At 70.1% G+C, this 13,181-nt stretch carries 9 protein-coding genes and 3 pseudogenes; 7 read left to right on the top strand and 5 right to left on the bottom strand.

What is annotated here, in order from left to right; all coding sequences use genetic code 11:
* The first annotated feature begins 93 nt into the window (after window positions 1-93).
* A complete protein-coding gene (locus EAO70_RS04550) occupies window positions 94-1,284 on the top strand; it encodes a hypothetical protein (RefSeq protein WP_148001717.1) in 1,191 nt (396 codons plus the stop codon).
* Between the two features lie 74 nt (window positions 1,285-1,358).
* A pseudogene (locus EAO70_RS04545) lies at window positions 1,359-2,519 on the top strand (ISAzo13 family transposase); the annotation flags it as partial.
* An 85-nt stretch (window positions 2,520-2,604) separates the two neighbouring features.
* Here EAO70_RS04545 and EAO70_RS37605 read toward each other — a convergent pair.
* The gene (locus EAO70_RS37605; RefSeq protein WP_187283719.1) at window positions 2,605-2,772 is read right to left on the bottom strand and encodes a hypothetical protein; all 168 of its coding nucleotides are present in this window, start codon (window positions 2,770-2,772) and stop codon (window positions 2,605-2,607) included.
* A 226-nt stretch (window positions 2,773-2,998) separates the two neighbouring features.
* Between EAO70_RS37605 and EAO70_RS04540 the strand changes: the two genes are divergently transcribed.
* Window positions 2,999-4,144 (top strand): hypothetical protein, encoded by a 1,146-nt coding sequence (locus EAO70_RS04540; protein WP_148001715.1) that lies wholly within the window; start codon window positions 2,999-3,001, stop codon window positions 4,142-4,144.
* A 45-nt stretch (window positions 4,145-4,189) separates the two neighbouring features.
* Here EAO70_RS04540 and EAO70_RS04535 read toward each other — a convergent pair whose 3' ends face one another.
* On the bottom strand, window positions 4,190-4,369 hold the full coding sequence (locus tag EAO70_RS04535; RefSeq protein WP_148001714.1) for a helix-turn-helix domain-containing protein: 180 nt from the start codon (window positions 4,367-4,369) through the stop codon (window positions 4,190-4,192).
* A 276-nt stretch (window positions 4,370-4,645) separates the two neighbouring features.
* Between EAO70_RS04535 and EAO70_RS38860 the strand changes: the two are divergent.
* Both EAO70_RS38860 and EAO70_RS04525 read left to right on the top strand, forming a co-directional pair.
* Window positions 4,646-4,786: pseudogene (locus EAO70_RS38860) on the top strand (peptidase C39 family protein); the annotation flags it as partial.
* A 191-nt stretch (window positions 4,787-4,977) separates the two neighbouring features.
* Window positions 4,978-5,130 (top strand): SCO1431 family membrane protein, encoded by a 153-nt coding sequence (locus EAO70_RS04525; RefSeq protein ID WP_148001713.1) that lies wholly within the window; start codon window positions 4,978-4,980, stop codon window positions 5,128-5,130.
* Between the two features lie 598 nt (window positions 5,131-5,728).
* On the opposite strand, the pseudogene EAO70_RS04520 reads toward EAO70_RS04525, so the two are convergent.
* Window positions 5,729-6,442 (bottom strand): annotated as a pseudogene (locus tag EAO70_RS04520) (hypothetical protein); the annotation flags it as partial.
* Window positions 6,443-7,010: 568 nt separating this feature from the next.
* Here EAO70_RS04520 and EAO70_RS04510 point away from each other — a divergent pair.
* A complete protein-coding gene (locus EAO70_RS04510; protein ID WP_261992663.1) occupies window positions 7,011-7,568 on the top strand; it encodes a VanZ family protein in 558 nt (185 codons plus the stop codon).
* Between the two features lie 121 nt (window positions 7,569-7,689).
* Window positions 7,690-7,965 carry a GlsB/YeaQ/YmgE family stress response membrane protein gene (locus tag EAO70_RS04505; protein WP_148001711.1) on the top strand — a complete coding sequence of 92 codons (276 nt, stop codon included), beginning with the start codon at window positions 7,690-7,692 and terminating at the stop codon, window positions 7,963-7,965.
* 140 nt (window positions 7,966-8,105) lie between these two features.
* Here the strand turns inward: EAO70_RS04505 and EAO70_RS04500 are convergent, their stop codons facing one another.
* Together EAO70_RS04500 and EAO70_RS04495 are read right to left on the bottom strand one after the other, a co-directional pair.
* Entirely contained in the window at window positions 8,106-11,453 is a 3,348-nt protein-coding gene (locus EAO70_RS04500; protein WP_148001710.1) for a S8 family peptidase, read from the bottom strand.
* 438 nt (window positions 11,454-11,891) lie between these two features.
* Window positions 11,892-13,106, bottom strand: coding sequence for a glycoside hydrolase family 64 protein (locus EAO70_RS04495; protein WP_148001709.1), 1,215 nt, complete (start codon window positions 13,104-13,106; stop codon window positions 11,892-11,894).
* Window positions 13,107-13,181: the final 75 nt, after the last annotated feature.

Genomic DNA, 13,181 nt, shown 5'->3' with positions numbered 1-13,181 from the left:
CCATCACACCCGTGGAACTAACGAAAAAGATTAGTAGGGTGCCCTTGGCGGATATTCAGCCTGGAATAGCCGCCGCCTACCCCAGGGGGCCAGATGACCGACTACACTGACGACGGGACCGAGGGCGAAGCCGGCGGGGAAGACCGCACGCCCGCCCCGCAGCCGGAGAGCCCCCCCAACGCGCCCGCGGTTCCGGAGGGAATCAGCGCTACAACGGCAAGCGCCGTTCCGCCGACGACTGTTCCGGTCCCTCGTAAGAGGGAGCGAGTCAAGGTCGTGCGGCCGACGGTCACCTTCGGACCCGTCGAGAACGGTCTCGACTACCTCCTTAGCGTCACCGAGCACCTGGCTGGAAAGCCCAAGCCCCGTGACCTGAAGTACGCCATCCTGCACCTAGCAGCCGCCACTGAAGTGCTCTTCAAAGCGCGCCTGCAACAGGAGCACTGGTCGCTGGTCTTCGAGAATCCCCGAGATGCCACACGGAGCCGCTTTGAGGCCGCTGACTTCATTAGCTGTGGCTCGGAGGAAGCTCTCGACCGCCTTGAGAAGATCGCAGGTCTTGACATTACGCAAACCGGCTCCACTAAGGGAGATTTGGCGCGACTGATCAAGTGGCGTAACGCTCTCCAGCATTACGGCCTTATCGCTGTCCAGGTGGACGGAAAGGGAACTCAGGCTGTCTACGCGCACGCGGTGGAGAAGCTGGCCGCGAACCTACTGGCTTTCCTGATTCCTTTCGTGCGAGAGCACCTGCGCCCCAAGGTGATCCATCGAAAGCCAGGAGAGTGGAACTTCGACGCTGAGATCGCGAAGGTGACCGCAGGTCTTGCCAACATCGAGAAGTATCTAGAGTTCCGCTGGGCAAAGCTACTCCCCGAGCTGGAACCGCTCAAGGATTCGACAGTCACCTGCCCCCTCTGCAAGCAACCTGCGCTGGTGGTGGATGGAAACAGTGACTGTCGATTCTGTGAGACTCAGGTGCGACGCAGCGACCACATCGCCCTTGAGTACGTTAGCGAGATTCAAGGACTCGACCTGCACACTCACTACAAGGATGGCGGGGAAGACCTTGTTCTCGAGTGTCCTGACTGCGGTGTTGACGCGCTGGTGACGGACGTCGAGTTTGTCTCCGGACGCACCATTGCATTCCTCTGCTTCGCCTGCGCATCCGAGTTCGAGGAGCTTGACTTCTGCACCTCCTGTTCGAAGCCGATCGAGGAAGGCGACGAGGATGGGCACGGGATGTGCGAGGACTGTTTTGGTGCCCGGCTGGAGAGGTTTTGACCTTTGCAGACTTGATCTAAGGGCTTGCAGGGAATCAAGGTGTTGCTTCCCGTTCTGCGGCTCGTTGGTGTGGTATGCGCATCCCGGATGAGACTCGTAGCCACCTCTCCGTGAAGTGTGCGGTGTTGTTCCCGCATCTCGACGAGCGGCAGCGTCGGTTGCTGCTGGCTGCCGAGGCCCGAGTCCTGGGGCACGGCGGCGTCCGGGCTGTCGCACGAGCGGCCGCGGTGAGTGAGACGACGGTCCGCAAGGGCGTGCTCGAGCTGGAGGCCGGCGAGGAACCCCTGGGTTGGGTGCGGCGTCCGGGCGGGGGCCGCAAGCGAGTCGTGGAACTCGATCCGGGACTGAGGCCGGTTCTCCTGGCACTGGTCGAGCCGGACAAGAGGGGTGATCCGATGTCGCCGCTGCGGTGGACGGTGAAATCGACCCGCGCACTTGCGAGGGAACTGACCCGGGTCGGCCACCGGGTCAGCGCGGACACCGTCACCGATCTGCTGCGGGAGGAAGGCTTCAGTCTGCAGGCCAACGCCAAGACACTCGAGGGCGGTCAGCATGTGGACCGGGGCGCACAGTTCCGCTACCTCAACGAGCAGGCCCGCATGCACCGGGGCGTTGGCGAGCCGGTCATCAGCGTGGACGCCAAGAAGAAGGAGCTCGTCGGCGCGTTCAGGGACGACGGCCGCCAGTGGCGCCCGGCCGGTGATCCGGTGGTGGTGAACATGCACGACTTCGTCGACCCCCGGCTGGGGAAGGCGATCCCTTATGGGGTCTACGATCTTGCGGCGAACACCGGCTGGGTCAACGTCGGCACCGATCACGACACCGCCGCGTTCGCGGTGGGATCGATCCGCCGCTGGTGGCACGGCCGGGGCCACATCTTCTACCCGCAGGCGACACGGCTGCTGATCACCGCCGACGCGGACGGCTCCGATGGCTACCGCACCTGGGCCTGGAAACTCCAACTCGCCCGTCTCGCCGCCGAGACGGGCCTGACGATCACCGTCTGCCACCTGCCGCCGGGCACATCGAAGTGGAACAAGATCGAGCACCGCCTCTTTTCCCACATCACCATGAACTGGCGGGGCCGCCCGCTGACCAGCCACGAAGTCATCGTCCAGTGCATCTCCGCAACGACCACCCGCACCGGACTGCGCGTCCATGCCGAACTCGACAACAACACCTACCCGACCGGAGTGCAGATCGGTGACGTGGAGATGGCGGCTCTGCCACTGACCCGGCGGCCAGGGCGATCCATGTCGAGTACATGACGGACCACTCTAGGGGGCGGGTGGACGCCAGGGTGGCGCCCGCCGGGGTCTCTCAGAAGAGCATCTGCTCCATCGCCGGCGCGTCTTCCTCGAAGGGCAGGAACGTCACCCCGCCCAGCTCCACTTCGCGCTCGGAGCCGTGGCACAGGACGAGGTCCAGGGCGCGCTCGCGAGGCCGGGGGTGCTTGTGATCGGCGATCCGGCGAGTGCCTGGGTTCACGGCAACGGAGCGGCGGCAGATAGGGCAGGTGATTCGCGGCCATGCGGACATGGCCCCAGGACGGCGTACGGCACCGACATGGCCCCCGACTGGGAGCAAGCAGTTTGCTCTCCGGGGGACTTGGCCAAGGCGGGCCCTGCCTTGCTGCACGAGGGTGTATGCATGAAGGTCTAGCAGGGGCCCGGTGGCACCGCGGCCCGAGCAGACCGAGCGCCAGGGGGCTTGCATGGCATTGCGACGAGGCCGGAAAGGCGATTTGGGGCTCGAAGTCGTGTCGCTGATCGAACTCGCCCTGCCGGAGCCGGATGGGCAAAAACTGCTGATCGACCGGCACGGAGAGGCTGTGACTGCGATTGGCGATGCTCTACGTACGTCGCTGGACAACCCCTCCAGGCTGAAAGGCTGGATGACGCAGTACGCCTTCGAGGCCGTGGTGGTTGCCCTCGGCGCCGTTCGCCTTATCAAGACTGAGGACTCGGGGTTGTTCTACTTTGACGAAGCGGGCGGCGAGCTCCAGCCGCCTGACTTTCGCATCGTCCTGTCCGACGGCACGCACCTTCTGGTCGAGGTCAAGAACGTAGCCCCGAACAAGAGCCCTCTGGAGACCAAGGTGCGGGCCAAGGACATGGCTGCGGCTCAGGCTTACGCCCAGGCCACAGGCGGCCGTCTGCTCTACGCACATTTCTCGAGCGGAGTGGGTATGTGGACGCTGGTCGATCCGTCCGTCTTCAGTCTGGTCGGGAGTCACCAACGCCTGTCGCTCCTCGACGCGATCAAGGTCAGCGAGATGCACCTACTGGGGGATGGGATGCTTGCGACCAAGCCGCCCCTCACCTTCTCGGTGATCATGGACCGGGGCAAGGAACGGGTGGTGGAGCGGCTCGGGAACGGTGAAGAGACCCGTGCATTCACCATCGGTGGGGTGGAGATGCTGAACGCTGGCCAGGTCATCACCGATCCCGACGAGAGGAACTTGGCCTGGTTCCTTTTGCTGCACGGCGACTGGCCGCAGAAGCAGGAGTCTCAATTCGACGAGCTGGGACGGCTTGTGCGAATTGACTTCGTCTCGGAGCCGCAGATCCCGGATGAGGAGGTGGCCCGGCATATCGAGGAACAGGGGCTTGCGTTCTTCGGGTGCCTCAGCAAGCTTTACACGCAGCGGTTCCTCGACGCCATCACTACGGACGAGGGCGAGATCCGCGCATTGCGTGAGGAGCCCGAGCCAGCGCTTCTCGCCAAGCTGGTCGCAGATGACTATTGGGAGCGCGATCACGTTCTCAAGATCTGGCGCTTTCGTATGTACCCGCAGGGCGCCTCCCCAGCGGGCATGAGTGCCCCAGCCGCGCCTGTCGGCTCGGACTACCTCCAATGATGTACACCGCGAGACCGATGCGTTCGGCTGCTTTGGGCTTGAAGTTCACGCAACCATTCGGCATCGCTCCTCTAGCCACTGTCGAACTTCCGGCGGAGAGAACCGCAGCTGCTGGCCCACGCGGAAGCTCGGCATTTCTTCCTTGAGGTGATTGTCGTACACCCAAGAAGCTGGCTTTCCGAGATAGGCGGCAAGCGCCTGGACGTCCCACATCGGCTCACTCACGAACGATTCCTCTACGCTTGCTTCAGCTGCTCTCGAGGACGGTAATAAGGAATGGCGGCCGCACCAAGCGGGTGGCGGGCTGCCGGGCGACGAGGGCCCCGGAGTCAGCACCGATCCAGCACGACGCACCCGAACGGACCGGAACGGACGCCAGCGGAAGTCAGCACCAAGTCAGCACCAGCGCATCTGCGCTCGAATTGCCTCACGCCGTCCGCGCCTCTGACCTGCATGTTTGCGCGAGATGACGCCGCGTGGTATAAGGCGCCCTCCCATTTGGAGAACATCTGGCTCCGCACGAAGCGCTACGACGCGAACGGCAAGGTCAGAGGCGGCACGGGGGGTGTCTGCTACGTCCTCTGGCCGGCGAGGCCGACCCTCCGCCAGCACCGCGCGCTACAAGCCCTCGGCCTGGTGTGAGCAGGGGCAGGCCCGGCCCGGCGTGGTCTCCGGCACAGTCGGCGTCCGTGCCGCTTCCTCCCGGGCCCGCCCTCGCCCGTGCGGCGCAAGGCCCCCGTGGTGCTCGGGGGCGCCCGATGCGGTGCGGCGGGTCCGGGGGAGTGACCGACGTCTCTGGCCCGGGGCCGTCCCCGTACCGCAAGGTGGTCGCCATGACCTCCACCTCCGCCGCCACCCGACTCCTCCTCCGCGCCCGCACCGGCGGTCCGCAGGACGACCGGGGTCCCAAGCTCCTCGAACACGTCCTGGGATGGACCCTGGTCGTGCTCCTCGCCGTGCTCGTCACCCGCGCCGGCCTCATGTGACCCCGGGGCGGATCCCGCCCCGCGTGATTCCCCGGTCGCCGGGTGATCCCATCCCCCTACCGGGCGTACTCCTCGCGACCCCGCGCACGCGTGCGCGCCCGGCGGGGATGGGCGCCCGGCCATGGCCGACAGCGCCCCGGGCGGTCCAGATCGCCGAGGGCAGATCCAGCGGGTGGTGATCAGCCGGTCCCTGCTGAAGGGCGGCAGCCCGCGGGCGACGGCCCGGCCCGCCTCGGCGAGGACGCCGGGGAGCGTGGACGCCGGGGAGCCTCGGCGCCAGGGAGCGCGGGCGCCGGGCCGACAGGCATGCCGGGGCCTGGCTCCGAGGGGCCCGGCTCCGAGAGGGCCGCGCTCGGGACCGCCCCGCGAGGGAGACCGCCCCGCGAGGGAGAAGCGGGCGCGCGGTTCCGGGCAGGGCGGATCGCCCCGTCGCGCCGCCGGTCGGCGGGGCGGCGCTCGAACGGGGGCGTTCTCAGATCCGGCGGGCGGTCGGCGCCGCGGCGCCCGGCCGGACCAGCGTGCCGCTGACCTGTACCGTGCGGTCCGCCCAGACCGGGCCGGAGGCGAGCCGCGCCCACTCCTGGTCGCGGTGGCCCGGGAGGGTGCGGTAGCCGTCGGCGTCCTCCTGGGCGATCACCATGAGGAAGCGGTCCTCGAAGCGCATCGGTATCCAGAGCCAGTGGAAGCCCTCGGGGCGGAACTCGGCCGCGCGGCCCGGTTCCTCGCCGGGGATCGGGCGGACGCCCCAGCTGCGGTCGCGGGTACCGGTCCACTCCCCCGGCGTCACCCGGAACTCCTCGCCGCCGGCCCTGATCGTTCCCGCGCAGTGCCCCGCCTGGACGAAGCGCCGCCCTTCGAGGGTGAGCCGCCCGCCGTGGCGCTGGGTGTGGTGGGGTTCCCAGACGGCGGGGAAGTCACCGGTCCAGGTCAGGTCGTACGAGAGGCCGTCGGGGTCGTCCGGGACGGCGGCGCAGCGCAGGGAGAGGCGCTTGAGGGGCGCGTCGACGGTGATGGTGAACGGGCCGACGGAGAGGTCCGTCCGGTCGTCGCCGAGTGCGTCGGAGGCGCGGACGGCGTGCAGCCGGTCGCCGACGCGGAGGGTGGCGTAGGCGTCGACGACCCCGGTGTTCGGGTAGACCCCGAGACCGGCGATGAGCAGGGCGCGGCCGGAGTGGTCGAAGACATGGAAGATGCACCGGTCGTAGGCGTTGCGGTCGCCGCTGACGTGGTGCTTCATCGAGAGCGGGGCCTGGTGCACGGGGTATTCGTCAAGTGGGACGGGCCGGTCGTCGACGTGCCGGGGCACGGACATGGCTGACCTCCTGGTCGGCGAGCGCGTGTCTTCCGCGACGGAACCTGACGGTACGTCAGCTGTACTCCGTGCGGCCAGAGTCGTGCACCGGGTACCGGACGAACTGCCGCACGAATCCGCTCGGCGGTGACCACGGGCCGCCGGGGGGCGTTGGTCAGGGCATGACCACGCTGTACACCACTCCCAGCGGGATCGGTCGGCACCGACAGGCCGAGCCGCGCCGCGAAGAATCGGTTCCGCAGTCGTCGGCGCCGATGCCGGTGCCTGCTCCCGTTCCGGCGCCGGCCGTACCCCGGCCCGTGGCCGTGACGCCGCAGGCCCCGGGGGCCCCGCAGGGGCAGCCGCCCGCGCCGGTCCCCGTCCCCGTTCCGGTCCAGGCGCCCTCCCATTTGGAGAACATCTGGCTCCGCACGAAGCGCTACGACGCGAACGGCAAGGTCAGAGGCGGCACGGGGGGTGTCTGCTACGTCCTCTGGCCGGCGAGGCCGACCCTCCGCCAGCACGTTCCGTCGCGTCAGGCACTGTGCGAACCGGGGCGGGAAGGGACGTCGCCGCCCCGGTCCGCACAGTGCCTGACGCGACGGAACCGGCAGCGGTCCCGCAGCGGAAGGAGCCGCCCGAGCCCGTCCGGCCCGGGCCGGGACGGCTCGTCCGGGTGCTCGTCACCCTGCTGGCCATCGCCGGCATGGTGGCGTTCGCGGTGGTTCTGGCCGGGCTCACCCTGGAGGCCTCGCCGGCGTCCGTGCCCCTCACCCACAACAACCTGACACCGGGCCGGTCGATCGAGAACTACCTCAACCAGCCCGGCTTCGTGGACACCGTCAAGCAGCTCGGCGGGAACATCGCCCTCGGCGTGCCCTTCGGCATCCTGCTGCCGCTGCTGTCCCGCAGGACCCGGGGATTCCTCCGGGTCGCGTTCGTCACCGCCACCACCATGCTGCTCGTGGAGCTGGTCCAGGGCGCGCTCATCACGGGCCGCGCCTTCGACATCGACGACGTCGTCCTGAACACGACGGGGGCGCTCATCGGCTACCTGCTCCTCGGCCGACGGCTGGGACGTGCCGTACGCCCCCGTACCCAGCCCCGGTGGTGGCAGCGGAGGCGTACCCCCGTCGCGTCCGACTGAGCGGGTGCGCCGCCGGCCACCGCCCTCGGGGGCGCACCCGTTCGAAGAGGCGGGTTTGGCGGCGCCGGATCGGTGCATGCGGAGTTCAGGACATTCTCGGGCCACGAACTGGAGGCACATCATGGGCATCATCGCGTGGATTCTCATAGGCCTGCTGGCCGGACTGATCGCGAAGGCTCTCATGCCGGGCAAGGACCCCGGCGGCGTCCTCGTCACCATCCTGATCGGCATCGTCGGTGGTCTGCTCGGCGGCTGGCTGGGCAAGGTGATCTTCGGGGTCGACGCCATCGACGGGTTCTTCGACCTCTCCACCTGGATCGCCGCCATCGTCGGCTCGATGATCCTGCTCCTCCTCTACCGTGTCTTCACCGGCAACCGAGGCCGTCGTCACGCCTGATCGACGGTCACCGGACGAGGATCCCGCGGGCACTTCCCCCTACCACCGGGATACGACGGAACGGCGCCCCCACACCTTCTGGTGGGGGCGCCGTTCCGTCGTATCCGTGCGAAACGGCCCCGCCGGTCAGCGGGCCGTCGTCACCTGCCGAGCCACGCGTTGTGGACGGTCAGCGTCGACCTGTTGCCCTGCTTGTCCGTGACCACGGCGGAGAGCGAGATCCCGCTGTCCTTCGCCGGGTTCTTCACGGTGATCGACCCGTTCCGGACCGGCACCCGCTGCCAGGTCCTCCCCGCGTCGTAACTCACGGACACACCGAGCGACTTGAGGTTCCGCCCGGCGGCCGAGCCCTGCACGGTCACCGGTACCGCGACCGTGGCGCGCTCCGGCGCCCGCGAGGCGAGGTCGACCGGGGCGGCGAAGCGGACCGTGGACACCGGGAGCGCGGTGGTGGCCGCGACCTGCCGGGAACGGAACGTGAAACCGGTCTCGACCCGGGTGGCCGCGCCCGCGAGTCCCGCGGGGCGCTCCACGGAGGTCACCAGCCGGTACTCGGCGTCGGCGCCGCCGACCGTGAACGGCTTCGCGCCGGTCAGCGGATCGTCGTTCTCGGCGATCCGGACGCCGTCGCGGTACAGCGTCGACGTCGCCGAGGCGTACGGGGAGAACCCGGGGTGTCCGGCGCCGTCGGCGAACAGGGGCAGCGAGCCGACGAGTCGCTGCTCGCCCGTCGCCGGGTCGGGAGCGGTACGGAACACTCCGGCGCTCTCGGTCAGGAGCGGGCCGAAGACGCCGGTGTTGAACGTCTCCCGGTACGTCCGGCCCGCCTCGTAGCGCTTCGGCGCCGCCGTCTCCCAGCTGCCCTCGTGGGCCGGGTAGCCCCACCGGTCGGGCGCGCCCGCCTGGTCGAACCTGGTGCGCCACGCGACGCCGTCGGCGGTGGAGACGTAGAAGGTGCGGGTGCCCGGTGCGGGCTGCAGGTCGGAGAATCCGTTGCCCTCAGGTGCGCCCGGGAGGTGGGCGAAGGGGGAGACGAGGGCGGACTTGTCCGGAGCGGAGGCGCCGAGACCGACCGTGAGGGTGGCCAGCTCGTTCGCCTTCACGTGCTTGGTGTAGCCGGTCGAGACGGTCCTCGTCCGGCCGCCGAAGGCGACCGAGTACTGGCTGGTGGCGTCCTTGAGGAAGTGCGCGTCCCAGGTCTGCAGCAGCGAGCCGTCGGTGACGGCGGGGCCCAGGTGGGCGGTGCGGAAGCCGGTGAAGCCCCTGAGGACCCAGCCGTTGCCGACCCGGCCGATGTCGGTGCCGCCGAGTTCGTAGTACGTGCCGCCGTAGTCGGCGGAGTCGATGCCGGGCACGGTGAGGTCGACGGGCTTCGTGGTCCGCGCGTCGGCCGTGACCACGGTGTCGCCGGAGATCTCCAGCTTCGGCTGGGCGATCCAGTCGGTGCCCTTGGCGTAGTCCGAAGGGTCCTGGTAGACGGCCGTGTTGAAGGTGTACGTGCCCTTGGGGACCCGGATGGTGTGGGGGCCCGGTTCGTCGGCGACACGGGTCTCGAAGCCGGCCGCGGCGCCGGAGACCCCGGTCAGGGTGCTCTGGAAGTTCCGCGCGTCCGCGCCGTCCCGGCCGACGGCCCGGAGGGTCACGTCGTACGACTCCGCCTCCCGTTCGGCCACGGCGGCCGACCGGACGGACTGGCCCGCCGCGGTGGCGGTGACGTAGCCCGAGTAGCCGCCGTCGGTGTCACCGATCCGGGTGTCGGCGGTCAGGTCCACCTCGGCCCTGCCGCCGGCCGGGACGGTCACCCGGTCGGCGCCGAGCGTGAAGAACCCGGCCGGGGCGGGCGCGCCCTTCGGGTCGCGGCCGGCCACCGACAGGTCGAGGGTGACATCGCTGGTTCCGAGGTTGCGGTAGGCGACCTTGCGGGTGAGCGGCAGGTCGTCGCCGTGCGGCCACCGCGCCGTGCCGAAGTTCAGCGAGACCGGGTCGGCGACGACGGTCTGCGCGAGCGCCCTGTCGACCTGGACGCGGCCGGTGCCCTGCTGGAACGCGGTGTGGTCGCCGCCCTGGGCGGAGGCGGTCAGCGCGCCCTTGAGCTCGGTGGACTTCCAGGCCGGATGCCGCTGCTTCAGGATCGCCGCCGCGCCCGCGACGTGCGGGGTGGCCATGGACGTGCCGTCGAGCGTGAGGTATCCCGGTGCCGGGTGGGGTGTGCCCGGGCTGGTGTCGATCGCGCTGCCCGCGGCGGCGGCCGCGGTGATGGCGACGCCCGGCGCGGTCACGTCCGGCTTGACGGCGCCGTCACCGACGCGGGGGCCGGTGCTGGAGAAGGGGGCGAGGCGGTCGTCCCGGTCGACGGCGCCGACGGTCAGCGCGGCGTCCGCGCTGCCGGGGGAGCCCACCGTGGAGGCGCCGCCCTCGCCCTCGTTGCCCGCGGCCACCGTGAACAGCGTCCCCGTCTCGGCGGACAGCCGGTCGACGGCCTCCTCCAGGGGGTCGACGCCGGGGCTGTCGGGGGCGCCGAGACTGAGGTTGACGACGTCGGCGCCCTCGGCGACGGCCCACTCCATGCCGGCGAGGACGGCGGAGTCGTCGCCGAAGCCGTTGTCGTCGAGGACCTTGCCGCTGATCAGCCTGGCGCCGGGGGCGACGCCCTTGAAGCGGCCGTCCGACGCGGCTCCCGTGCCGGCGGCGATCGAGGCGACGTGGGTGCCGTGTCCGACGCGGTCCCTCGCGTCGGGGGAGGCGGAGAAGTTCTTCTCGGCCACCACCTGCGAGGCGAGGTCGGCGTGGGTCCGGTCGACGCCGGTGTCGAGGACGGCGATCGTGACGCCCGTGCCGTCGTAGCCGGACTCCCACGCCTTGTCGGCGCCGATCTGCCGGACACTGCGGTCCAGGCTCGCGGTCCGCACCCCGTCCAGCCACACCTGGGCGATGCCGGAGGCGGTGGCGCGCAGGCCGTCGTCCCGCCGGTCGGTCAGCGCCTCCCAGACCTCGGCGACCCTGTCCGGGGTCGTGCTGACGGCGTCGGCGTCGAGGGTGGGGAACGTCCGCCGCAGCCGGGTGTCCCCCGCGGCGCGCACCCCGGCCCGCGCGGCACCGGCACGGGCACCGCCGTCGTACCGCACGATCAGCCTGAGCCCGTCGCGGTGGCTGCCGCGCAGCCGTGCGTCGGTGAGCACGCCGAGGTCGAAGAGCCGCTGGTCCAGTCGGCCGGTGGTCAGCAGCCGCCGCGCGTCGGCGGGCACGACCAGCGTGCGGTCCCCGACGCGCTGGACCTGGACGGGTATGTGCTCACGGCCGGCGGCGGCTTCGAAGCCCACCATCCGGCCCTGGGCGTTCACGACCACGCGGTCGCCGGTGACGAGCGGGATCCGCTGGCCGCCGCCGGGGCGCGGGATGTCGGGTGCGGCCGTCGCGGGGCCGGTCGTGCCTGCCAGCAGGGCCACCGACGTGGCCGCTGCGACGGTGAAGGCGCGTGCTCTCTTCACATGTGCGCGCAAGTCTCCCCCAGGGAGCTCGGGATGAGGTCGAACGATCGGTTCCGGCGGGGACGCGACGGCGTCCGCCCACCGGTCAGCGCAGTATGTGAGGTGATCGACAGCGGGGTGCGCGAGGACGATCCGGCCCGTCGTTTTCCGGCCATCCGGCGGGCTCCGCGTGCGATGGGGCCTCGACGGCTCCGTGACGGTTGCGTGACACCCGGACGATCCTTGTGCGACACCGCCCGCGCGGCAGCCTCCGGATCCCGGTGCCCGCCGCCTTCCGGGGGCCGGTGCGGCCGGCCTCGGAGGGCCGGCTTCCTCTTGGCCGTATCCGCACCCCCGGGGCCGGGGCCTGACGCAGGTGGTCCTTCCGGTCCGGGGGTGCGGTGGCACAGCACTCGGCCGGGCCTCGTCGAGGCCCGGCCGAGTGCCGTACGCGGGTGTCTAGTTGAACGGGTCGAGCGTCACGTACGCCTGCTGCGGGTTGCCGTCGTGCACCAGCGACTCGTGGGCGCCGACGTCGTCGAAGGCGAAGCCGTAGGCCTTGCCGTCGGCCATCTGGGCGTGGATCTTGCGCGAGTAGTGGTTGGTCACCCCGTCCTGGTAGAAGCCGGCGGACGAGGTGTCGGGCTGGTTGGGGTTCGTCAGCAGGGTGGAGCGGTTGTAACCGGCGCAGAGCGTACGGGAGATGGGGCCGCGCACCTGGTCGTTGGGGGCGTCGAGGAGCTTGTAGCAGCCGAAGACGCTGTCGGAGTCGGGCTTCTGGAACGAGGTGACGACCGCGCCCGAGGAGTTGGTGAAGTTCATGACGTTGCCCGAGACCCGGCCGAAGTACTTCACGGAGGGCTGGTTGGCGAACGGCGTCACGGTCAGCGTCGACGAGGCGTACTTGCTCCAGACGCGGTTGATGTAGTCGTTCATCACCCCCGACGGCAGCGCGCCGGCCTCGATGCCGTGGCCCGGGGCCAGCGCGCGCAGTACCGTGCCGTCCGAGCGGGTCTGGATGAGGTTGCCCCAGCCGCCGGGCTGGGCGCGCAGCGCGTCGTAGAAGCCCCGGTAGCCCCCGGGCTTGAGCCGGCCCGTGTTGGCGACGGTGCCGTCGGGCCGCTTCACGCCGACGGCGTAGGGCGCGGACACCATGTCGACCTGGGTGCTGTTGATCCAGAGGCCCGAGTCGTTCAGCGTGTACTCGGACCAGTTGAAGAGGATGTTCCTGTTGGGGTCGCTGGGGTTCTGGACCGCCGGCTGCACCAGGCCGCCGGTCGCCACCTTGAAGACCAGCTTCTGGCCGTAGCTGAAGTAGATCCGGCCCGAGAACTTCGGTAGCCGGATCGTCATCGAACGGCCGTTGGCGGGGCCGGTGATGGAGGCGTCCGGGGCGGGTACGGGGACGGAGCCGCCGGCCGGCCAGGGGTGGAAGGTGCCGTTGGCGTCGGCCCAGCCCTGGCGGCCCGTGGAGAGCTCGGTGCCGAGGTTGTAGACGTACACCTGATCGCCGCGGCCGGAGTTGTTCGCGAAGGTGAGCGGGATGGTCGCGGGGACGGCGGCCTCGACGCTGTCGGACGGGCCGACGACGGCGACGGCGGTGCCGATCAGCCCGGCGGCGACCAGCGGGACGAGGACGGCGCGGCCGCGCCGGTGCCTGCGGTGTGCGGACATGTGGGGCTCCTCGGAGGTGGGGACTCCGTGTGGGGGGAATCCGTGGGTGGAGGGGTGGGTCAGTGGGTGTCTGGC

The sequence above is a fragment of the Streptomyces sp. adm13(2018) genome (assembly GCF_008042145.1).
Classification (GTDB): domain Bacteria; phylum Actinomycetota; class Actinomycetes; order Streptomycetales; family Streptomycetaceae; genus Streptomyces.
The sequence above is the reverse complement of the archived record's forward strand: the minus strand, read 5'-3'. Positions and strand labels throughout refer to the sequence as shown.